The sequence below is a fragment of the Nitrospira sp. genome, from assembly GCA_024998565.1.
Lineage (GTDB): Bacteria > Nitrospirota > Nitrospiria > Nitrospirales > Nitrospiraceae > Nitrospira_A.
Window position 1 is genome coordinate 127,823 of record JACOEM010000006.1, and the last position, 19,129, is coordinate 146,951.

Sequence of the window (19,129 nt, forward strand, 5' to 3'; positions counted from 1 at the left end):
GGGGCATGTGGGTGTGAACCGGCGCGTCATGAACTGGGTCGGAGTCCTGCTGTGGTCCTGCGCGCTGACGGCCTGTGTCGTGCCGCGATCGGGAGACAACCCAGTCCATACGTTCGTGCTGGCGATCGACGAGGCTGTTTCGTCGGCGAGCTCTCGAATGGGGCCGCCGGGAGTCCATGGCGTTCTGGTCGTGGGAGTGCCGCAGGCGGAAGCCGGATTCGAACAGCCGCGTATGGCCTATCTCCAGCGGCCGTATGAAGTGAACTACTACGCCACCCATGTGTGGGTCGATACCCCGCCACGGATGTTGGCGCCCTTGCTGTTGCAGTCGCTGGCGCGCGCGAGCGTCTGGCGTGTGGTGGTACCGATGCCGACGGCGGCCCGGGGAGATTACCGGCTGGACATTTCCGGCCTGGTGGTGCAACAGGAGTTTCTGCAGCGCCCGAGCGGCACCAGGATACGGTTGCGCGCCCAACTGACGGAAACGAAAGAGCAACGCATCATGGGCGCCAGGAGTCTTGAATCGTTCGAGTCGGCTCCGAGTGAGGATGCCTATGGAGGCGTGCTGGCGGCCAATCGGGCGGTGACCCGGGTGCTTGAATCGCTGAATGACTGGATCTCATCCTGTCTGAGAGGAGCGGGGAAGGACGCCTGTTGATCCTCGACTCCGACATCCTGCTCCCTCTGAGACGGTCTGCCGCGATGACAAGGTATGGGGTATGCGCACCGCGTTTAAGATCGGGTTCAGTTTCGGGCTTACCTCCGGCGTGATTACCACGTTGGGGTTGATGGTGGGACTGCATGCGGGCACCCATTCGAAGTCCGTGGTCCTGGGCGGGCTGCTCACCATTGCGGTCGCCGACGCCATGTCCGATGCGTTGGGCATCCACATCGCGGAGGAATCCAAGAATCACGGGAATACGAATGAGATTTGGGAGTCGACTCTGGCGACCTTCACGGCGAAATTCGTGATCGCCGCAACCTTTGCGGTTCCGGTGTTGTTCATGCCGTTGGATCTGGCTGTAGCGGCCAGCCTCGTCTGGGGGTTGTCGCTGTTGGCGGTGCTCAGTTATGCGTTGGCGCGTGCGCAGCGGGTCCCGCCTTGGAAGGTGATCGGGGAGCATGTCGTGATCGGACTCTGTGTGGTCGCGATCACGCACTACCTTGGTGATTGGGTTCGCGTGACGTTCGGGTAGAAGAGCAGCGATAGAAGTTCGGAGACGGATTCATGAGGGAGATTCAGGGACAATGGAATTGAAGACGCAGTTGCCGAAAGTCGGCATCGGACGACGATGCGGATCGATACAAGCCAATCTGGATGGGTACCGAAAACTGATGAGCGAGGAGGCCTATGAGGAGCTGAGGACGCTCGCGAAAGAACTGCAGGGCGTCAAAGTCTGTCATGTGAACTCTACGGCGGCCGGCGGGGGCGTGGCGGAACTATTGGCGCGGTATGTGCCGATGTTACAGGCGCTCGGTGTGCAGGCGGACTGGCGCTTGATCCATGGCGAACCGGATTTTTTTGCCATCACCAAGGCGTTCCATAACGCACTGCAAGGCGGGCACTACGGCTTAGGGAAAGCGGCGCAGGACCTGTACCTCAAGGTCAATGAACGCAGCGCCAAGGCGCTCGGCAATGACTACGATGTGTATATCGTGCACGACCCGCAGCCGGCGGCCATTCGACATTTTGCCGGGCCCCGTGATGCCAAATGGATCTGGCGGTGCCATATCGACAGCTCGGCGCCTGATAAAGAGGTCAGTCAGTTTTTGCGGCCGTTGCTTGAAGAGTATGAGGCGGTCGTCTTTACCCTGAGCCAGTTCGTCCTACCTCAGTTGGCGGCGAAGCGGGTGGCCTTCATTGCCCCGGCCATCGATCCCCTGGCCACGAAGAACATGGACTTGCCTGAAGACTTGTGTCGGCGCGCGATCGCGGACTCCGGGGTGGATCCGGCGAGGCCGTTGCTGTTGCAGGTTTCGCGGTTCGATCCCTGGAAGGATCCGCTCGGGGTCGTCCGGGCCTACCGCCTGGTGAAAGAGGCCATTCCAACCGTTCAACTGGTACTCATCGGTGCGATGGCGGGCGACGATCCGGAGGGCTGGGAGATTCTGGATCGAGTTGAAGAAGAAGCCGCGAAGGACCCGGACCTATTCGTCTTCACGAATCTCGCCGGGGTGGGGAGCATGGAGGTCAATGCGTTCCAGCGTGGCTGTGATGTGGTGATCCAGAAGTCCTTGCGGGAGGGATTCGGGTTGGTCGTGTCCGAAGCGTTATGGAAGGAGAAGCCGGTGGTTGCCGGGAACACCGGAGGCATTCCCATGCAATTCCCCGAGCCCTTTCAGAAGAATCTGGTCGACAGTGTGGACGCCTGCGCGGAGCGGCTGCTCCATCTGCTGCAGCGACCGGGCGAACGTGGAGAGTTCGGCCGGGCCGGGCGTGAACATGTGCGCCGGCATTTTCTCATGCCGCGGCTGGTGCGCGATGAGCTTCGGCTGATCAAGCAGGTGCTGGAGGCCTCATGACCCAGCAGAACAGCCACACCCTCGTGGCGTATTTTTCCATGGAGATCGGCCTAAATCCGTTGATGCCGACCTACTCGGGAGGACTCGGGGTGCTGGCCGGCGACACCATTCGTTCCGCGGCCGATCTGGGCGTGCCGATGGTCGGTGTCACGCTGCTCCACCGGCGGGGTTATTTTTATCAGCGACTCGATCAGAAGGGGTGGCAGTCGGAGGAGCCGGTGGCCTGGGCGGTCGACGATTTCGCCGAACCGATGGAGCCGCGAGTCTCTGTCGAAATCGAGGGCCGGGCCGTGCACGTGCGTGCCTGGCAGCATCACGTTACCGGCATGTCGGGCCATACCGTGCCGGTGTATCTGCTCGATACCGATCTGCCCGAAAACAGTCCCTGGGATCGGACCATCACGGATACGCTCTACGGCGGAGACTCGCATTACCGCTTGTGCCAGGAAATGATCCTGGGGTTCGGGGGGTTCGCTCTCCTGCGCGCGTTGGGGTACGGAAACATCTTTCGCTACCACCTCAACGAAGGGCATGCGGCGCTGCTGGTCCTGGCGTTGATCGAGGCGGCCATCGGGACGGAACTGCGGAACGGAGATGTGCCGCCGGAGGTGATCGAGCAGGTGCGGGAACAGTGCGTGTTCACCACGCACACTCCGGTGCCGGCGGGGCACGACCAGTTTCCCGTGGAACTCGCGCATCGGGTGTTGGGGAGTCGGCGATGCGATCTCGTGCAGGCCTGCCAGCACCAGGGCGCGTTGAACATGACCTTGCTGGCCTTGCGAGGATCCCGGTTCGTCAACGGGGTCGCCATGCGGCACGGAGAGGTGTCCCACTCGTTGTATCCCGGCTATCCGATCCATTCCATTACCAACGGCGTGCATGCCGTGACCTGGACCGCGCCTTCGTTTCAAAATCTCTATGACCGTCATTTGCCCGACTGGCGCTACGATCAATTGTCGCTTCGTTATGCCATCAGTATTCCCGGCGCTGAAGTCTGGAGGGCCCATCAGGACGCCAAGTTGGCCTTGGTGGACGAAGTGAACCGTCAGACCAACGCGGGATTCGATCGCGATGTCCTCACCATCGGTTTCGCCCGCCGCGCGACTGCGTATAAGCGGGGGACCCTGGTGTTTCACGATGTCGAACGGTTGCGGCGGCTCCTGAAAGAGGCAGGCCCGATTCAATTCGTCTTTGCGGGAAAGGCGCACCCGCAGGATCAGGCGGGCAAAGACATGATCCATCGCATTTACGGCATGCGCGGGCAGCTGTCGGTGGCCTATCTCGCCAATTACGACATGACGCTGGCACGTCTCCTCTGCGCCGGCGTCGATGTGTGGTTGAATACGCCGCTTCCGCCTATGGAAGCCTCCGGTACGAGCGGCATGAAGGCGGCGATGAACGGGGTTCCGAGTTTCAGCGTGTTGGACGGCTGGTGGGTCGAGGGCCATATCGAAGGGGTCACGGGCTGGTCGATCGGTGAGAAGATCGAGGCCTGCGGTTCGCCCGCGGAGGACATGGAGGCCTGCCATGCCCGGGCTCTGTACGACAAGCTTGAGCAGCGGGTCATGCCCTGTTTCTACAAAGACCGGGAGGGGTTCATCGAGATCATGAAGCATGCCATTGCCGTGAACGGGGCGTTCTTCAACACGCAGCGCATGGTGGGGCAGTATCTGCGCAATGCGTATCGGCTGGTCGGACAGGACGTCAATGGAGCGTAAGATGATGGCCCAGGAGCAAGATGGGTTACGATCCGATTACGCCCATCTGCTGACGTTGTGGACGTCCGGCGTGCGGGACTATCACACGATGCTGTCGGACTATCTGACCGCCAATTCGATTTTTGTCGCAGTGATCGGATTGCTGGTGTCACGAGAATCACTGGCGCTTCCCTTTACCCTCATCATCGTATTGTTCAGTGTCATCGGGATCCTCATGAGTGTGCAGATGGCGATCGTGCTCGGGCGGTTCTCCGGGCAAAATGCGCTCTGGGAGTGGCAGCTACGGGGTATCGAGACTATGCCTGAATGGCGCGAACGAAAGCCGGTGAGCAGTCTCTATCGACTCCGCGAACATCGTGAGACGATCGTCGAGGACACGAATGAGCCGCGCTCCTTCGAGCCCTCCTGGGCATTCAGGCAACATCGTCAATGGTGGGCGCATCGTGCGATCAGCTTCCCCTGGTTCTTCGGTACGGTCTATGGGCTTTTTCTGCTCTGGGGGCTGACCCAGGTTCTGCGCGCGAGCACGTTGTCGTGGGGATAACAGGCCCTGCCTGATCGAAGGTCTCTGCATCACCATGAGCACCAGCCGTAGGGATTGAGAGCGGTACCGTCAACAACGACCGCCGCCTGTCGCAGCCCCCTTCCAAGTGCCTCGCCTTCCGACGCTTGATACCAGACGAATCTCACGTGCGAATGGAGCCTCCATGAAACAATATTCATGGAGGAATTCTTCATGCTCTGTTCATCGGCGATTCATGTTCTGCGGCTACAGTGACATCGTGACGGGGCGGGGCGACGAGGATCCCGTCTCGGGCGGATCATGAAAGGTGAACGAGATGAACAAACAGACTACCATCGTGCCGGTCACGCTGCTGCTGTTGTTGGTCGTTGGCGCAATGGGGGTGATGGTCTTCTGGGGTTTGTCTCTGCTGAATCTGTCTCAGTAAGAGCCCCCTCGGCCTATATCGAGCGGCCGAGCGAGAAGGGGTGACGACATGCTTGTGCTGTTGGCAGTGGGAGGGATCACCTGTGTTGTGTGGGGGACAATGCTGTGGCTGTCCTTCCTCGACGAAAAACAGGTCCGATTACTGAGGCGGCCCGTGAAGCTCAGCAAGACGCCGTTCAAGACGGCGGAGGCCGAGCACCGGTCGACGGAGATATCGTAAGGAAGAGGATGAAACGCATGTCGTGTAGATCGGAATCGCACGCACCGGCACAATGCGACCAGGTGATGCAATCTCGTCGTGGCGGGGTGTATTGCCTCATGGTGCGAAGGGCCTCTGCTGCAAATGGCAACAGTGGGGGATTGGAATCGGGGCCCTCTGCCTGCTACCTGCCCAGAAAATAAGCAAGAGACCAAGCGCGCAAACGGGAGCGTCGCTGGCACTTGTCTTGCTCGTGAAGGGCGCTATCAGCCGTTGATCGTCGGCGTTCCGATTGCCACCACTCACGCGCACCGCTCCTTGATCGACCCGCCGTCGCCGCTTGCCGGAGACCGGTCGCCTCCACGGGAACAGTCGCCCAACCGTTTCAGGGGAGCTATCATGACTAAGCCACTGATGACACGGATCCTTCTGGCGACCGATTTTTCTGATGGCGCAGTCTGTGCGCAGGACTATGCCGTCTATCTTGCCTCCCGCTGGGGAGCCAGGTTGGAGGTTCTGCATGTGATCGAGGCACCCCACCGGTTGAGTGCCGAGGCGGAATCCCTGGTCGCGGTTGTGCAGGCGCGGGCTGAGGCTGCGCGGCAGTTGGAGCAGGTGCGTGACGATCTGGCGCGGTGTGGCGTCTCCGCCAAGGTGCGGCTGGTTCTGGGGAATCCGGCAGAGCACATTAGTGTGGCTGCAAAGAACGAGGGGGCAGAGCTTATCGTGTTGGGCGTCCAGGGACGTACCAACTTGCTGTATGGGCTGATCGGCAGCACAGTAGAACAGGTGGTAACAGAAGGGCCCTGTCCGGTGCTCGCGGTACCAGGGCTGCGTGAAGAAGGAGGCAAGCCCTCTGCGGCAATCGGAGAGACGTCGATCCGGCACATCCTGGCGCCGGTGGATTTTTCAAGTCCCTCGCTGGATGCCGTCGAATATGCCATTCAACTTGCGAACGGCCTCGGCGCCACCGTTACGCTGATGCATGTGTTGGAACCGGTCTGCTACGACTTGGATTGCGGCCTGGGTGTAGTCGAACAGGAGGCGCGAAAACGAGACCATTGGAACAGGCAACTGGCGGAACTCCAGACCCTCGTGACCTCGTTCGGATTGGCAGCCGACGTCGAGATTTCAGGGGGTATGGCTTCCGATGCGATTCTTGCCTCCGCGTTGCGCCATCGCTCCGATCTGATCGTGATGGGGACCCATGGCCGCCGCGGCATCTCCGCGCAACGGTTCGGAAGCGTGGCGGAGGCGGTGTTGCGCCGGGCAACCTGTCCGATCTTAACGGTGAAGACGCCGAAATTCGCCGCGGGCCACCGTCGGATCGTGCCGCAAGCGATGAGTGCGGCGGACATTAAGGGAGTAGAGCCATGAACCAGCGCGATATTTATATTACCGAAGTTGACTTGAGCCGACTCAGAGACGTCCTGAAGGCTCGCATCAGTATCGAGGCGCGCGACCGGGATCATCTGGAGAGCTTGGAGAATGAGCTCGATCGCGCCCATGTCGTGGACCCGTCCGCCGTTCCCCATGATGTGGTCACGATGAATTCCCAAGTCCGGATCGAAGACGTCGAGACCGGCATGGAAACGGTCTACACGCTCGTATTTCCTTCTGATGCCGGGATCCAGGAGAAGAAGCTGTCCATCCTTGCGCCGATCGGGACCGCTCTGTTGGGGGCCCGCGCGGGTGAGACGGTGGACTGGTCCGTGCCGGCGGGGGTGCGAACCGTGCGTATCAAGGAAGTCTTGTACCAGCCGGAAGCTGCAGGGGATTTTCACCTATAGGCCAGGCGGTAATGAAGGCATTCGCATGAGGTGCGGGTGAGGGGGCCGGCGATCAACGATTGCCGGGCCTGGTGCGCCAAAAATATCTGGCCGTCCGATCGATCGCAGGGGCGGTGATGCGGTGGTAGGCTGTGGTCCCACATCATAAACCATACCGGAGGGAACGATGGAAGTTCGCAGTAAGGTCTATACGTATCGAACGGCCGTGAAATGGACGGAACAGAAAAAAGGAACGATTACCTGCGAAGGAAAACCGGATATCCAGGTGGCGACACCTCCGGAGTTCAAAGGACATGAGGGGATCTGGTCGCCGGAGGACTTGTATGTGGCGTCGGCCAATATCTGCCTGATGACGACGTTTCTGGCGGTCGCCGAACGGGCCGGATTGACCTTCACGTCGTACCACTGTGAGGCGGAAGGACGATTGGAACTCGTAGAGGGAAAGTTTCAGGTCACCGTGATTACGTTGCGTCCGCAGATTGCGCTTCAGTCGGGAAGCGATGCGGCGAAAGCCAAGGAGCTCATCGAGAAGGCGGAAGCCAACTGCCTGATCTCGAATTCGATGAAAACACGCATCACCCTTGAACCGACCATCGCCTGACGTTCCGGATTGTGGCATCCTGCGCCAGCCGGGATCGGGTGGTGGGGTGATTCTCTCCACGGCCCGCCCGGCTGGGCGTCGAGTTCTTCCGCGAATCGGTTACTCTCACCCTGTTTCTCTTATTTCCCTTGGTTGTCCCTTCCTGTTCAACTGGCACGAGGATCGCATTCTCATCGTCGTATGTGGGGTGCCACGGGTGTGCGGCAGCTCCTTGCAAAGGAGAAGATGATGAACGCCAGAGTCACCGGTCCGGTTCTCCTGTCGATGCTCCTCATTGCGGCGGTCGGCAGCGGTTCGTATGCGGCCGGGGGGAATGTGGCCAAAGGCAAAGTGCTTTTTACCAATCTCTGTATCCGTTGCCATGGAGTCGATGGGAAGGGCGATGCCTACATGAAGTTTAATCCGCCGGTCGCCGATCTCAGCGCTCCGGCCGTGCAGAGCAAGCTGGATGGATCTCTCATGAAAGCCATTCACGACGGACGGAAAGATACTGCCATGGGAGCCTGGAAATTCGTCCTCTCCGACGAGGAGATCCGTGACGTGACGGCCTACGTACGAGTGCTCGGGAGTAACGCCAATCGCACACTACCGTAACCGAATGGAAGGGATTGTCTGATGAACTGGCGCGTGCTTGGGCTGGGAACCGCAGTGTTATGGATGGTCACGGTGGGCGTGATTGTGGCGTTGTTCGTACAGGGGCATACCAGGCCGGGGGCCGACGGGCGCACGGAAATTCTCCTGGCGCCGGCGGAGCGGGATCTGATCCTGGCGGAGATGCGGCAATTGCTCAAGTCGGTGCATGGGGTGGTGACGGTATTGGGAAGCCCGGACCAAAACCTCAAGGCCGCAGAAGCCGCAGCCCGCTCGGCAGGCATGGCGATGGCGGCAGACGTCAATCCCGCCGTCATGTTGAAACTCCCTCTGCCGTTTAAACAAATGGGCATGTCCATTCATAAGGATATGGATCATCTGGCTGACGGCATTGCGCAGGGGGAATCCTCCGTACAAATTCTCAATCGTCTGTCGAGTATGACGGCGCGCTGCACCACCTGCCATGACATGTATCGGTTTGCGACAACGAAGTAGCGGTCCGCGATCAGGCGTCGGCATCGGGGGGAGATTTGGAGCGTCGAGAGCAGGTCGGTTGAGTGAACACTGAATCCATTTCTTCTGCGATGACTCATACCCATCGAGATAGCGAGTAACCGGCAGTCTGTGAATCCGAATGCGCATGGTCGAAAGCCGGCGGCCGAGAGCGTGATCGCAACCAAGGAGGTGCTGTGATGTCATGCAATGTAGGTGGTATTGAACGGCCGGTCCGGATTGTGCTCGGCATCCTGTTGATCGGCATCGGTGTTTTCGCCGGGCTACCGCCGGTCGGTATGGGGATTGCGCTGGCAATGGGAACGATTGCGCTGGTCACAGGCGCGCTGGGGTTCTGCCCGGTATGGACGTTGTTGGGGATTAATACCTGTCCGCTCAATGCGGGGAAAAAGTCGTAAGCAGTAAGGCGATCGAGCGGCAGGCAGGAATGACTTGTGAGCCATCAAGAAGAGCCTGATCACCGGCCGGAGGGAGGATTTTCCACTCCGGTCGGGTCACGGCGGACATTTTTTCACTGGGTGACGGTTGCCGCGGCTGCTGTGGTCGGGGTGGGGTTGGCTGTTCCGCTGCTCGGCTCGCTGATCTCTCCGGCCTTCATACGCCGCCGACGGGCGTGGGTGGATGTCGGTCCTGTCGATGCATTGCCGGCGGGGCGCCCCACACAATTGGATCATGTCACGACTGTGCGTGACGGTTGGCTGGAAGCCACGTCGCATAAAGCGGTGTGGGCCGTGAAGCAACCGCAAGGCGAGGTGACGGTGTTTTCGCCGATCTGCACCCATTTGGGATGCGGGTATCGCTGGGACGACGCAGAAAAGAAGTTTCTGTGCCCCTGCCACGGCAGTTCGTTTGATGTGAACGGCCAGGTGTTAGGGGGGCCTGCTCCGCGCCCGCTGGACAGGCTTCCTGCAAAGGTGGAGGGCGGCCGGCTCCTCGTGATGTACCAAGACTTCAAATCCGGTCTTCCACAGAGTGTGGAGTTATAACCCGCGTCCCACGAGGAATATGCCGTCTCGCCTGTACGATTGGCTCGACCGTCGGTTGAACCTGAAGCCGGTGCAACGTACGCTGCTCGATGAGCCGATCCCCGGTGGAGCCAGTTGGATTTACGTCTTCGGTTCCGTGACGCTGTTTCTGTTCGTCCTCCAGGCGGCCACCGGTATGTTCCTCGCGCTCTATTATGCCCCCACGCCGGACCACGCCTACGACAGCGTCAGATTCATTGAAACCGACATCACGTTCGGCTGGTTCGTGCGCGGGCTTCACCACTGGGGCGCGTCGTCGATGGTCGTGGCGATCGGCCTCCACATGCTCCAGACGTTTCTCTATGGCGCCTACAAAAAACCTCGTGAAGTGATGTGGATGGTCGGGGTGGTGCTGTTCCTCGTCGTGATGACCTTTGCGTTTACCGGCTACCTGCTGCCCTGGGACCAAACTGCCTATTGGGCGACGCAGATCGGCATCAACATGGTGGGCACGGTTCCGCTCATCGGTGATTTCTTTTCACGGGTCTTGCGAGGAGGAGAAATCCTCGGGGCATTGACGCTCTCGCGGTTTTTTGCGATCCACGTGTTGTTTCTCCCCGCCATCCTGATCGGCGGGATCGCGCTGCATCTCTTTGTGCTGCGGCGGGTGGGGCCGGCCGGACCCTGGACCGACGATCGGGCCTCGCTGAGCAGCGAGACCTTCGCTCCCAGGCAGGTCTACATGGATGCGGTAGTGATCGCCGCGGTGTTTCTCGTGGTTGCTACGCTGGCGTTCAGCATCCCCCTGCCCCTGACGGATAAAGCCAACCCGTCCGATACGAACTTCGTGCCGGTGCCCGAATGGTACTTTCTCTTCTACTACGAGTTGCTCAAATACGTACACGGGCCGCTTGAGCCGCTTGCGACTTGGGTCCTGCCTCTTTGCGTGATTTTGATCATGTTGTGCTGGCCGTTCATCGATCGCAATCCGGTTCGCAACCCCATCCGGCGTCCGGTAGCGCTGGGCAGCGGCCTGCTCTTTCTGTTCGTCGTGTTCGGCCTCTTAGGCATCTCGCTCAAGAATCTGTACGCCGTGCCGAGAACCGATCCGGCCATCGCTCAGGGGCGGGCGATGTATGCCCAGCTCGGTTGTGTCGGCTGTCATCGCATTCACGGTGAAGGAGGCGCCGTCGCCCCCGACCTGTCCACGATCGGGGACACCAGGCCGGACCGGGCGTGGCATCTGAAGCATTTCCGCGATCCGCAATCCGTATCGCCGGGATCGTTCATGCCGAAGTTCCCGCTCACCGATCAACAGCTCAATGACTTGACCAGCTACATGTTGAGTTTGAAGCGGGCGACGTAAGGCGGGAGCAGATGAGTCTATTCCTGGAAACCTTTTGGGGGAGAATCGTCATGCGAACTACAGTTAGTTTGAGCCTCACGCTGCTGTGTGCGCTGGGAACGATTCCGATCAGTTTGGCCGCCTCCGGAAAGGGGAATCCCGAGGCCGGTCAGAAGTTGTATCGCGAGAGTTGCCAGAATTGTCATGGGCCGGCTGGAAAAGGTGACAGCGACATGGCGGCCTACCTGGCGCCGCCCCCCGCCAATCTCACGGCCAAGGCGACGCAGGAGAAGACCGATGCGCAGTTGCGCAAGGTGATTGAGGAGGGGCGTCCCGGCACAGCCATGATCGGCTATGCGGCCGCCTTCAATGAGGAGAAGTTGGCCGATGTGATTGCCTACATTCGCTCGCTCAAACCCTGATCTGGCAGTGGATCCGCGAGACTGATTATTTCCCGAATCCTTTTCCACAAACCTGTCCCTAATCACCACATTCAAGACGGTGGTGTCTGAGTTCTCTGTAGCACGATGCCGCAGGCGGGCGGGAGGGACTGTGGCTTTTGTCGCCAAGTATGCCGGTACGCATGCCCCGTAGGGCAAGTCGAAAGCTAATTCTCGTAGGTGAGCTCCTGTCGACGTGGTATGTAGTTTGCGAGACTATCTACGTATGAAACACATATTGTTCAGCGCCATCATGATCGTCGCGTTCATGGCAGGTTGCGTCGACTCGAAGGAAACACGCAGCGGCGCACAGTCTGCCATGAGTCAAGCCGAGCCGGACAGGCTTGATGCCCTCTTCAGCCATCCCTCCCCCGATTCCATCCCCGGCGGCCAGCGCGGGGAGCAGATCCGGCTGGGGTATGAGCTCGTCGTTCATACGCAGGAATTCGCCGCACCCTACGTAGGGAATCGGCTCACGTGCGCCAATTGTCATTTGGACGCAGGGCTCGATCCCAATTCGGCGTCCTATGTCGGGCTCTCGCGGGCCTATCCGGAATATCGCGCGCGGACCGGTCGTGTTGTGACCTTGGCCGACCGTATCAATGAATGTTTTGAACGCAGCTTGAACGGCAAGCCGATTCCGTCGGACAGCCACAAGCTCCGGGCCATCGTGGACTACATCGAATGGTTGTCGAAAGATGTTCCGGCCGGAAGCCGGATGGCCTGGCGCGGCATCCCGCGGATTCAAGCGCCCAAGCCGCCGGATGTGGCGAACGGCGCCAAGGTGTTCACGTCCCGTTGCGCATTTTGTCATGGAGCGGACGGGCAGGGCACCATGGCGGCTCCTCCCGTGTGGGGGCCTCAGTCTTACAACATCGGCGCGGAGATGGCGCGCATTCCGGTGGCCGCTGCCTTCATCAAATCCAACATGCCTCGCACCAGAGGATGGGCCCTGTCGGATCAGGATGCCTATGACGTCGCGGCGTATATCAACTCCCAGCCACGCCCGGATTTTCCCGACAAGGGCAATGACTGGCCGAAGGGAGGGAAACCGGCGGATGCACCCTATTGAACGAGTGAAACGCTCTTCGTGGCGCGTATCTCGTGGCACACCCCTCTTGGGAAAGAACAACGAGATGCGACGTATGAGATGCGAGCGGAGGAGGACGAAATGAAACTCAGTGTGGCGTATCAGGGGGGAGCGCGGTACGACATCCTGAGCGACCGGCATCGCGTGGTCACGGATCAGCCGGTTGAAGATGGGGGGGCCGATGCCGGCATGAGTCCCGTGGAATTATTTGTCGGTTCGGTGGCGAGTTGTGTCGGGTACTTTGTCGGCCAGTTCTGCGCGCGACACGATATCTCTCGCGAGGGACTGAAGGTAGAAGCGGAGTGGACGATAGCCGAAGCGCCGCATCGAGTCGGGCAGATCCAACTCGCCATTCGCCTGCCCCATCGAATTACGCCCGAGCTGAGAGAACGGCTGCTGAAGGTGGCGCACGGGTGTACGGTCCATCAATCGATCGTGGTCCCTGCCGCTATCGCCATCGAGCTGAATCCGCACGGGCATCCGGCGACGGTATCTGATCTTACGGAGGAACAGTGATGACAGTGTCCCGACGGGAATGGTTGCGAACGGTGCTGCAAGGAATCGGCATCGGAATGGCGGCCGGGTCAGGGGTTTCCTCGATCGCCACCGCGCAGGGGAGTGAGGCGGGGCAGGGAACCGGGCCTCTGACCGTGCGAGTGACCAGGCCGTTCGACGCAGAAACACCGGTCCGGGAATTTGCCTCCTGGCTCACACCCAATGAGCGATTTTTCACGCGCAGTCACTTCGGCCCTCCCCCGGCCGACTCGGTGAAGCCGGACGCCTGGCAACTGACGGTCAAGGGGCTGGTCAAAGAGGAGCTGACGCTCAACCTCAAAGACTTACAACAACTCGAAGCCGTCACCCTGACCGCCGTCCTGCAATGCAGCGGAAACGGACGCGCGCACCATCGTCCCAAAGTGCCCGGGGTGCAGTGGGAGCGCGGGGCGGTCGGCAATGCGCAATGGACCGGCGTGCGGCTTCGCGATGTGCTGCAGCGAGCCGGCGTGAAACCGCAGGGAGTCCACGTGCAATTGCAGGGGGCGGACCGGCCGGCGCTGGCGACGGTGCCGCTGTTCACCCGAAGTATTCCCCTCGCAAAGGCCCTCCATCCCGATACACTTCTGGCCTATGAGATGAACGGCCGTCCGCTGCCCCTGCTGCATGGCGCGCCGCTGCGGGTGATTACCCCCGGCTGGATGGCGGAGTCCTGCATGAAGTGGCTGACCGAGATTACGGTTCGGTCTGATGAAACGCCCGGCTACTACATGCAGCAGGCCTATCGTATTCCGGAAACGGCCGTTCGCCTATCATCCGGGTTGCCGGGAAGCGCAATGGTTCCGGTCGAGCAGATGCCCGTTAAGTCGCTCATCGCCGCTCCGGCGGAGGGAGACACGGTACGGATCGGGCCGGTCACGGTTCAAGGTGTCGCCTGGGCCGGCGAGGCGCCGGTGGTGAAGGTCGAAGTGTCCTGCGACGACGGAAAGACCTGGGAGCAGGCCCGGTTATTGGGAGAGGGGCAGCCCTATGCCTGGCGACAATGGCAGGTTGTGTGGAACGCCCGCACGCCAGGGCCCACTGCGATTCTCTGCCGCGCCACCGATGCGCAGGGGCAGGAACAACCGGCCACCAGCCCTTGGAATCCCGGTGGATTTTTATGGAACGGATGGGATCGCCTGTCTGTCACGGTGGCGGCATGACCCTGAGAACGGCGAAAAAGACCTCCGGGTTCGTGCTCGCTGCAGGGCTCTGTACGCTGCTTGGATGGGTGGTGATCACGGCGGCTCAGGAAGAGGACCGCGGAACGATTCAGCCGGCCCAGGCTCGTCAAGCCCTGACATTGATTCATGCCCGGTGCGCCGTCTGTCACACGACCGACCTGATCGTGCAGCAACGGCTGCCGGCCGACCGATGGAACGTGACGGTTGAAAAGATGATGCATTGGGGAGCGGATCTGTCCAAGGACGAGGCGGCCGCGGTCTTGCAATTCGTGACGGCACGGTATCATTCCGGTGCGCCGGACCATCTGCCGTCGATCGAAGAAGAGTTGGCCATGATGGCGCCTGCGGGAGGCCCACGTCAGGGATCTGAGGGGCCGGTGACCGGAGTGGCATCGAGAGGCGCGGGGCTCTACGCGCACAATTGCCAGGCCTGCCATGGCGAAGGAGCGGCCGGTGGCGCCGGACCGAAACTCGCGCGCAATACGATTCTGAAAAATGACGGTGCCTTTTGGGAAACGGTGCTCCACGGGCGGGGGCCGATGCCGGCCTGGGGCGCAGTGCTGAGTCATCAGGAGATCGCGGATATTCATGCCTGGTTGGCAACTCGCTGATCGGGACAGCAGTGGGAGCGAAAGAAAGGGGTGTTTCATGGGTGGAAGACGGACGGTAATTGTCGGATGCGCGTTGGTCATATTGGTGGGGTTGTTCTCCTTCCCCCGCTTGCTGTTAGGCAGTGATCAGACTCGCGTCAAGGAGCTGATTCAGAACAATTGCGCCGGTTGTCACCGCCTGGAAGGAAAAGCGGATTCGCGTTTCAATTTGAAGGCGCCTGATCTGATTTGGGCCGGGAGCAAATATCAGCGCTCGTGGCTGCTTCGTTACCTGACGGGGAAAGAGGCGCCGCTGTATCCAAAGGGATATCGCTGGGATTTGCCTGAGGGGCCGACGCGGCATCCGGTGGTCAGCGAAGACGACGCCCTGGGTATTGCCGAGTATTTCGAACAGCACAACAAAGACCCGCGGGTAAAAGTCGGGGCCTTCGATCTCTCGAAGGTCAGCAAGTTCGATGCGACGTTCGGCGGCATGGCGTACAAGGCCCACGCCTGTCTCGGCTGTCACCTGATCGAAGAGAACGGCAAACTCATCGGCGGGCCGCAGAGTGCCTCGCTCGTGGCGGCCGGTCAACGGTACGACAAGGATTGGCTGTTCCGGTTCGGGTTGAATCCGCAGGACTTTGTCCCGCACAGCGGCGAGTTTCTGGCCGATGCGACGGAACCGCAACTCCGTGCCGTCATCGGGTTCCTGATGGTGCAGGGCGTCAAGGACTTCAAGTATTACGAGCCCTGGACGGCGCCTGAGTTTGGAATGGCGAGTGCCGATCGCGGGAAGGTCTTGTACAAGGAATATTGCTCGCAATGTCATGGCGCGACCGGAAAGGGCGATGGGCCCGCCGCATCCGGCCTGGAGCCGAAGCCGGCGATCCATGCGAACATTCCGTTCGACAAGGTGCCGACGGACTATCTCTACAATGTGATCAATCACGGCGGTGCGGCGATGGGTAAATCGCCGAATATGCCCTACTGGGGTTTGACCATCGGACAACAGGGTGTCGCGGATGTGATGGCCTATTTGCGAGTTACGTTCAAAGGGGGAGCCGACGTGGCGCAGGCGGGCAGTGCTGAAGGCCCGAGCGGTGTGTGCCCGCAGCCGAGGAAAACGGCGAAGGCGCCGGCTGACTTCCTGTCCAAAACCAATCCGTTGCCGCATTCGGACGCGACCGTTCAGGCGGGCAAAACGCTGTTTCTCCAGACGGCCCAGCCGGTGGCGTGCGCGATGTGTCATGGGGAGAAGGGCAATGGACAGGGCTTCATGGGGGCGGCGCTGATTCCACCGCCCCGAAACTTTACGTGCGGCTCGATGATGAAAGATCTTCCGGACGGGCAACTGTTCTGGATCATCAAGAACGGGTCTCCAGGAACCGGCATGATGTCATTCGCCGGATTGCCGGATGAGCAGGTCTGGCAATTGATTGCCTATGTAAGAAGTTTGGCGAAGTAAGAACGGGAAGCGTGAAACGTATCTCGTGAAACGTTCCGGACGAACGACGAGATACGAACGACGAATGGCAGACGAAGGAGGTTGCTAGTGGCGACGTTTATCATTTCCGGGAGTCGGGGCACAGACGATCCGACCATGGCGACCCTTCCCTTTATGGCGGCCAAGACCGCCAAGGAGCAGGGCCACGACGTGGTGTTGTGGTTGTGGAACGAGGCGGTGACTTCAGCGCGTAAGGGCTCGGCGGATCATGTCGTCGGGGTGAATTTGACGCCGCTGAAAGACCTGTTGGCAGCCGTTCAGGCTGCCAACATTCCCATCTGGGTCTGCGGGGCCTGTGCCGTTGCCAGGCAGATCGGGCAGGGTGATCTCGTAGCCGGAGCTGTTATCAAAGGCATGCCGGACTACATCAAGGCTGTGGCTGAGCGCGACCGGACCGTGGCGTTCTAATTCAGCAGGAAGGGGACGGGTGTTCGCATGGCGGCCGACGGACAACCGAGTGGGAAAGTGAAAATTCGGAAAGATCGCGCAGGGGCAGCAGCGACGGACGCGGTCGTGCGGGGCAACGGGCAACTTGAGACCGATGACCTGGAGATCATTCCGACGGCTGTGCCGAAGGAAGGGGATGGTTACCATCCTCCTGCTCAAGCCGGTGGGGAAGTGACGGCCGGACTGATCGGCGAGGTCGGTCGATCGCTGACCGAAGATGATCTACGGCGCGTCAACACGCGGCGCGGGTTGCTGCAGTTGATCAAGAGCAAGAACATCGACCTTGAAGACGTGCGGAAGACGCTGCTGTATGAACAGGAATTGCAGCAGCTGCAGGTCGAGCTGGTCCGCCTTCAACGCTGGGTGCAGGCGGATGGGCAGCGTATTGCGATTCTTGTCGAAGGACGGGATGCGGCCGGAAAGGGCGGCACGATCCGCCGGTTTACCGAGCATTTGAATCCGCGCGCCATGCGGGTGGTGGCGTTACCGAAGCCGACGGACGATGAGCGGGGCCAGTGGTATTTCCAGCGCTACATCCGGCAACTGCCCAACAAGGGGGAGATCGTCTTTTTCGACCGCAGTTGGTACAACCGTGCGGTCGTCGAGCCGGTGATGGGATTTTGCAGCAAGAAGGAACATCAGCGGTTCTTGCAACAGGTGACGGAATTTGAGCACATGCTCTACGAGGACGGCGTGACGATCATCAAGTTCTGGTTCTCGATTTCCAAAGAGGAGCAGGCCAGTCGATTCGAAGCGCGCCGGCAGAATCCCCTCAAGCAGTGGAAGCTCAGTCCTGTCGATGAAAAGGCGCAGGAGCTGTGGGATTCGTACACGCGATACAAAGAAGAAATGTTCAGCAAAACCCATACGACCTTCAGCCCCTGGATCATCGTCAAGGCGAACGACAAGCAGGCCGCGCGATTGGAAAGTTTGCGCCACGTGCTCAACCTCCTGGCGTACAAGGGGAAAGATGAGGCGCAGATCCGTCTGACGCCGGATCCCAACGTCATCACTCGGTTCCATCGCAAGATGGTGGAATTGGATTTCTGATGCAGAAGCTGCTGGGTGTCACATTGGCGATCATGGCGGCGGCCGTGGTGACGGGTGTCCCTGCAGTCGCCCAACATATGCAGCCGCCCCGCGTCCCGATCGAGCACCTCGAGGAGGCGCGTGCGCTCAAGAGTCCATTGCCTGATTCGCCTGAAGTGGTCGAAAAGGGCAAGGCCCTCTATCACGGGAAAGGGACATGCGCCAACTGTCATGGACCGGAGGGAGCGGGCGATGGTCCTGTGGCGTCGCAGCTGAATCCATCCCCCCGCAATTTTCAGCATCACGGATTCTGGCGGCATCGGACCGACGGCGAACTGTTCTGGGTGATTAAGAACGGGTCGCCCGGAACCAGCATGGTCGGATTTGCGGGGCAGCTGACGGATGAAGAAATGTGGGCCGTGATCCAGTATGAACGCACCTTCGCTGAGGGCCATGGTCACGGGAGAGGAATGGGGCCTGCTGGGGGGATGGGGCATAAGGGGGGGCGGGAAGGTATGGGCGGTATGGGGCATCGAGGAGCCGGAAGCGGTGGCTGTGAAGGAGAACATTGCGATCGGTAATGGGGCTGGATGTCGCATGGACCAGGTGAAGCGGTGACGGAGAAACTCCATCTGGTCTGTCCGCATTGCCGGAGTATCAATCGTGTTCCGGCGGCTCGTCTGGCGGAACAGCCCAATTGCGGTCAGTGCCATGCTCCCTTGTTTGCCGGTCACCCGATCGCGTTGACGGCGGCGGATTTCGATCTCCATGCGCAGCGAGCGGAGATTCCCCTGGTGGTGGATTTCTGGGCCCCCTGGTGCGGACCCTGCCGCATGATGGCCCCGGCCTATGAACAGGCGGCGCAGATGCTGGAACCTCAGGTTCGCCTGGCCAAGGTGAATACGGAAGAGGAACAGTCCCTGGCCGCGAGGTTCGGCATCTCCAGCATCCCCACGCTGGTGCTGTTGCGAGGAGGGCGCGAATTGGCGCGTCAGCCGGGGGCGCTGGGGCTTCAAGATATTGTGCGGTGGGTTCGCAGCAAGATCTGACCGGTCCCTTCTTGCGTTCGCGCTTCGTTCGCATCCGTTCTCCTTTTCCTCGGTGCAACCTTCAG

General features: G+C 60.4%; 24 protein-coding genes. All 24 read left to right on the forward strand.

Annotation, left to right across the window (positions count from 1 at the left end):
- The first annotated feature begins 7 nt into the window (after positions 1-7).
- The 24 genes from H8K11_11410 to trxC all read left to right on the forward strand — a co-directional run bounded on the left by H8K11_11410 (position 8) and on the right by trxC (position 19,064).
- Positions 8-658, forward strand: a complete 651-nt coding sequence (locus H8K11_11410) for a membrane integrity-associated transporter subunit PqiC (GenBank protein ID MCS6264353.1) — start codon at positions 8-10, stop codon at positions 656-658.
- 61 nt (positions 659-719) lie between these two features.
- The gene (locus tag H8K11_11415) at positions 720-1,196 is read left to right on the forward strand and encodes a hypothetical protein (protein ID MCS6264354.1); all 477 of its coding nucleotides are present in this window, start codon (positions 720-722) and stop codon (positions 1,194-1,196) included.
- Positions 1,197-1,248: 52 nt separating this feature from the next.
- Positions 1,249-2,523, forward strand: coding sequence for a glycosyltransferase (locus H8K11_11420; GenBank protein MCS6264355.1), 1,275 nt, complete (start codon positions 1,249-1,251; stop codon positions 2,521-2,523).
- Positions 2,520-4,241, forward strand: coding sequence for an alpha-glucan family phosphorylase (gene glgP / locus H8K11_11425; GenBank protein MCS6264356.1), 1,722 nt, complete (start codon positions 2,520-2,522; stop codon positions 4,239-4,241). Before H8K11_11420 ends, glgP begins: the two co-directional genes overlap by 4 nt.
- Positions 4,231-4,785 (forward strand): hypothetical protein, encoded by a 555-nt coding sequence (locus H8K11_11430; GenBank protein ID MCS6264357.1) that lies wholly within the window; start codon positions 4,231-4,233, stop codon positions 4,783-4,785. The genes glgP and H8K11_11430 overlap by 11 nt, the downstream gene beginning before the upstream one ends.
- A 454-nt stretch (positions 4,786-5,239) precedes the next feature.
- Positions 5,240-5,410: a hypothetical protein gene (locus tag H8K11_11435; protein MCS6264358.1), complete on the forward strand. Its 171-nt coding sequence runs from the start codon at positions 5,240-5,242 to the stop codon at positions 5,408-5,410.
- A 378-nt stretch (positions 5,411-5,788) separates the two neighbouring features.
- Positions 5,789-6,766, forward strand: coding sequence for a universal stress protein (locus H8K11_11440; protein MCS6264359.1), 978 nt, complete (start codon positions 5,789-5,791; stop codon positions 6,764-6,766).
- On the forward strand, positions 6,763-7,179 hold the full coding sequence (gene rnk, locus H8K11_11445) for a nucleoside diphosphate kinase regulator (GenBank protein MCS6264360.1): 417 nt from the start codon (positions 6,763-6,765) through the stop codon (positions 7,177-7,179). Before H8K11_11440 ends, rnk begins: the two co-directional genes overlap by 4 nt.
- A 166-nt stretch (positions 7,180-7,345) precedes the next feature.
- Entirely contained in the window at positions 7,346-7,780 is a 435-nt protein-coding gene (locus H8K11_11450) for an OsmC family protein (GenBank protein MCS6264361.1), read from the forward strand.
- Positions 7,781-8,005: 225 nt separating this feature from the next.
- The gene (locus H8K11_11455; protein ID MCS6264362.1) at positions 8,006-8,374 is read left to right on the forward strand and encodes a c-type cytochrome; all 369 of its coding nucleotides are present in this window, start codon (positions 8,006-8,008) and stop codon (positions 8,372-8,374) included.
- A gap of 21 nt (positions 8,375-8,395) precedes the next feature.
- The gene (locus H8K11_11460; GenBank protein ID MCS6264363.1) at positions 8,396-8,866 is read left to right on the forward strand and encodes a hypothetical protein; all 471 of its coding nucleotides are present in this window, start codon (positions 8,396-8,398) and stop codon (positions 8,864-8,866) included.
- 197 nt (positions 8,867-9,063) lie between these two features.
- Complete coding sequence (locus H8K11_11465; protein ID MCS6264364.1) at positions 9,064-9,282, forward strand: DUF2892 domain-containing protein; 219 nt, start codon at positions 9,064-9,066, stop codon at positions 9,280-9,282.
- A gap of 36 nt (positions 9,283-9,318) precedes the next feature.
- A complete protein-coding gene (locus tag H8K11_11470; GenBank protein ID MCS6264365.1) occupies positions 9,319-9,870 on the forward strand; it encodes a ubiquinol-cytochrome c reductase iron-sulfur subunit in 552 nt (183 codons plus the stop codon).
- Positions 9,871-9,889: 19 nt separating this feature from the next.
- On the forward strand, positions 9,890-11,215 hold the full coding sequence (locus H8K11_11475; GenBank protein ID MCS6264366.1) for a cytochrome b N-terminal domain-containing protein: 1,326 nt from the start codon (positions 9,890-9,892) through the stop codon (positions 11,213-11,215).
- Between the two features lie 50 nt (positions 11,216-11,265).
- Positions 11,266-11,616 carry a cytochrome c gene (locus H8K11_11480; protein MCS6264367.1) on the forward strand — a complete coding sequence of 117 codons (351 nt, stop codon included), beginning with the start codon at positions 11,266-11,268 and terminating at the stop codon, positions 11,614-11,616.
- A 214-nt stretch (positions 11,617-11,830) separates the two neighbouring features.
- On the forward strand, positions 11,831-12,706 hold the full coding sequence (locus tag H8K11_11485) for a c-type cytochrome (protein ID MCS6264368.1): 876 nt from the start codon (positions 11,831-11,833) through the stop codon (positions 12,704-12,706).
- A gap of 99 nt (positions 12,707-12,805) precedes the next feature.
- Positions 12,806-13,240, forward strand: a complete 435-nt coding sequence (locus tag H8K11_11490; protein ID MCS6264369.1) for an OsmC family protein — start codon at positions 12,806-12,808, stop codon at positions 13,238-13,240.
- Positions 13,240-14,421, forward strand: coding sequence for a sulfite oxidase (locus H8K11_11495; GenBank protein ID MCS6264370.1), 1,182 nt, complete (start codon positions 13,240-13,242; stop codon positions 14,419-14,421). The genes H8K11_11490 and H8K11_11495 overlap by 1 nt, the downstream gene beginning before the upstream one ends.
- Positions 14,418-15,053 carry a c-type cytochrome gene (locus H8K11_11500; GenBank protein ID MCS6264371.1) on the forward strand — a complete coding sequence of 212 codons (636 nt, stop codon included), beginning with the start codon at positions 14,418-14,420 and terminating at the stop codon, positions 15,051-15,053. Before H8K11_11495 ends, H8K11_11500 begins: the two co-directional genes overlap by 4 nt.
- Positions 15,054-15,090: 37 nt before the next feature.
- Positions 15,091-16,500: a c-type cytochrome gene (locus H8K11_11505; GenBank protein MCS6264372.1), complete on the forward strand. Its 1,410-nt coding sequence runs from the start codon at positions 15,091-15,093 to the stop codon at positions 16,498-16,500.
- 87 nt (positions 16,501-16,587) lie between these two features.
- Positions 16,588-16,947 (forward strand): DsrE family protein, encoded by a 360-nt coding sequence (locus tag H8K11_11510; protein ID MCS6264373.1) that lies wholly within the window; start codon positions 16,588-16,590, stop codon positions 16,945-16,947.
- 105 nt (positions 16,948-17,052) lie between these two features.
- Positions 17,053-18,036 carry a polyphosphate kinase 2 gene (ppk2, locus tag H8K11_11515; GenBank protein MCS6264374.1) on the forward strand — a complete coding sequence of 328 codons (984 nt, stop codon included), beginning with the start codon at positions 17,053-17,055 and terminating at the stop codon, positions 18,034-18,036.
- Complete coding sequence (locus H8K11_11520) at positions 18,036-18,596, forward strand: c-type cytochrome (protein MCS6264375.1); 561 nt, start codon at positions 18,036-18,038, stop codon at positions 18,594-18,596. Before ppk2 ends, H8K11_11520 begins: the two co-directional genes overlap by 1 nt.
- Positions 18,597-18,629: 33 nt before the next feature.
- Positions 18,630-19,064: a thioredoxin TrxC gene (gene trxC, locus H8K11_11525; GenBank protein ID MCS6264376.1), complete on the forward strand. Its 435-nt coding sequence runs from the start codon at positions 18,630-18,632 to the stop codon at positions 19,062-19,064.
- Positions 19,065-19,129: the final 65 nt, after the last annotated feature.

What these genes read in the sequence shown, in the direction of transcription:
- H8K11_11420 (MCS6264355.1), top strand. Translation starts at nt 1,249, where the DNA reads ATGGAATTGAAGACGCAGTTGCCGAAAGTCGGCATCGGACGACGATGC.
- H8K11_11450 (MCS6264361.1), top strand. Translation starts at nt 7,346, where the DNA reads ATGGAAGTTCGCAGTAAGGTCTATACGTATCGAACGGCCGTGAAATGG.
- H8K11_11440 (MCS6264359.1), top strand. Translation starts at nt 5,789, where the DNA reads ATGACTAAGCCACTGATGACACGGATCCTTCTGGCGACCGATTTTTCT.
- H8K11_11500 (MCS6264371.1), top strand. Translation starts at nt 14,418, where the DNA reads ATGACCCTGAGAACGGCGAAAAAGACCTCCGGGTTCGTGCTCGCTGCA.
- H8K11_11520 (MCS6264375.1), top strand. Translation starts at nt 18,036, where the DNA reads ATGCAGAAGCTGCTGGGTGTCACATTGGCGATCATGGCGGCGGCCGTG.
- rnk (MCS6264360.1), top strand. Translation starts at nt 6,763, where the DNA reads ATGAACCAGCGCGATATTTATATTACCGAAGTTGACTTGAGCCGACTC.
- H8K11_11465 (MCS6264364.1), top strand. Translation starts at nt 9,064, where the DNA reads ATGTCATGCAATGTAGGTGGTATTGAACGGCCGGTCCGGATTGTGCTC.
- H8K11_11460 (MCS6264363.1), top strand. Translation starts at nt 8,396, where the DNA reads ATGAACTGGCGCGTGCTTGGGCTGGGAACCGCAGTGTTATGGATGGTC.
- H8K11_11430 (MCS6264357.1), top strand. Translation starts at nt 4,231, where the DNA reads ATGGAGCGTAAGATGATGGCCCAGGAGCAAGATGGGTTACGATCCGAT.
- H8K11_11505 (MCS6264372.1), top strand. Translation starts at nt 15,091, where the DNA reads ATGGGTGGAAGACGGACGGTAATTGTCGGATGCGCGTTGGTCATATTG.
- H8K11_11495 (MCS6264370.1), top strand. Translation starts at nt 13,240, where the DNA reads ATGACAGTGTCCCGACGGGAATGGTTGCGAACGGTGCTGCAAGGAATC.
- H8K11_11490 (MCS6264369.1), top strand. Translation starts at nt 12,806, where the DNA reads ATGAAACTCAGTGTGGCGTATCAGGGGGGAGCGCGGTACGACATCCTG.
- H8K11_11455 (MCS6264362.1), top strand. Translation starts at nt 8,006, where the DNA reads ATGATGAACGCCAGAGTCACCGGTCCGGTTCTCCTGTCGATGCTCCTC.
- H8K11_11480 (MCS6264367.1), top strand. Translation starts at nt 11,266, where the DNA reads ATGCGAACTACAGTTAGTTTGAGCCTCACGCTGCTGTGTGCGCTGGGA.
- glgP (MCS6264356.1), top strand. Translation starts at nt 2,520, where the DNA reads ATGACCCAGCAGAACAGCCACACCCTCGTGGCGTATTTTTCCATGGAG.
- H8K11_11435 (MCS6264358.1), top strand. Translation starts at nt 5,240, where the DNA reads ATGCTTGTGCTGTTGGCAGTGGGAGGGATCACCTGTGTTGTGTGGGGG.
- H8K11_11415 (MCS6264354.1), top strand. Translation starts at nt 720, where the DNA reads ATGCGCACCGCGTTTAAGATCGGGTTCAGTTTCGGGCTTACCTCCGGC.
- H8K11_11475 (MCS6264366.1), top strand. Translation starts at nt 9,890, where the DNA reads ATGCCGTCTCGCCTGTACGATTGGCTCGACCGTCGGTTGAACCTGAAG.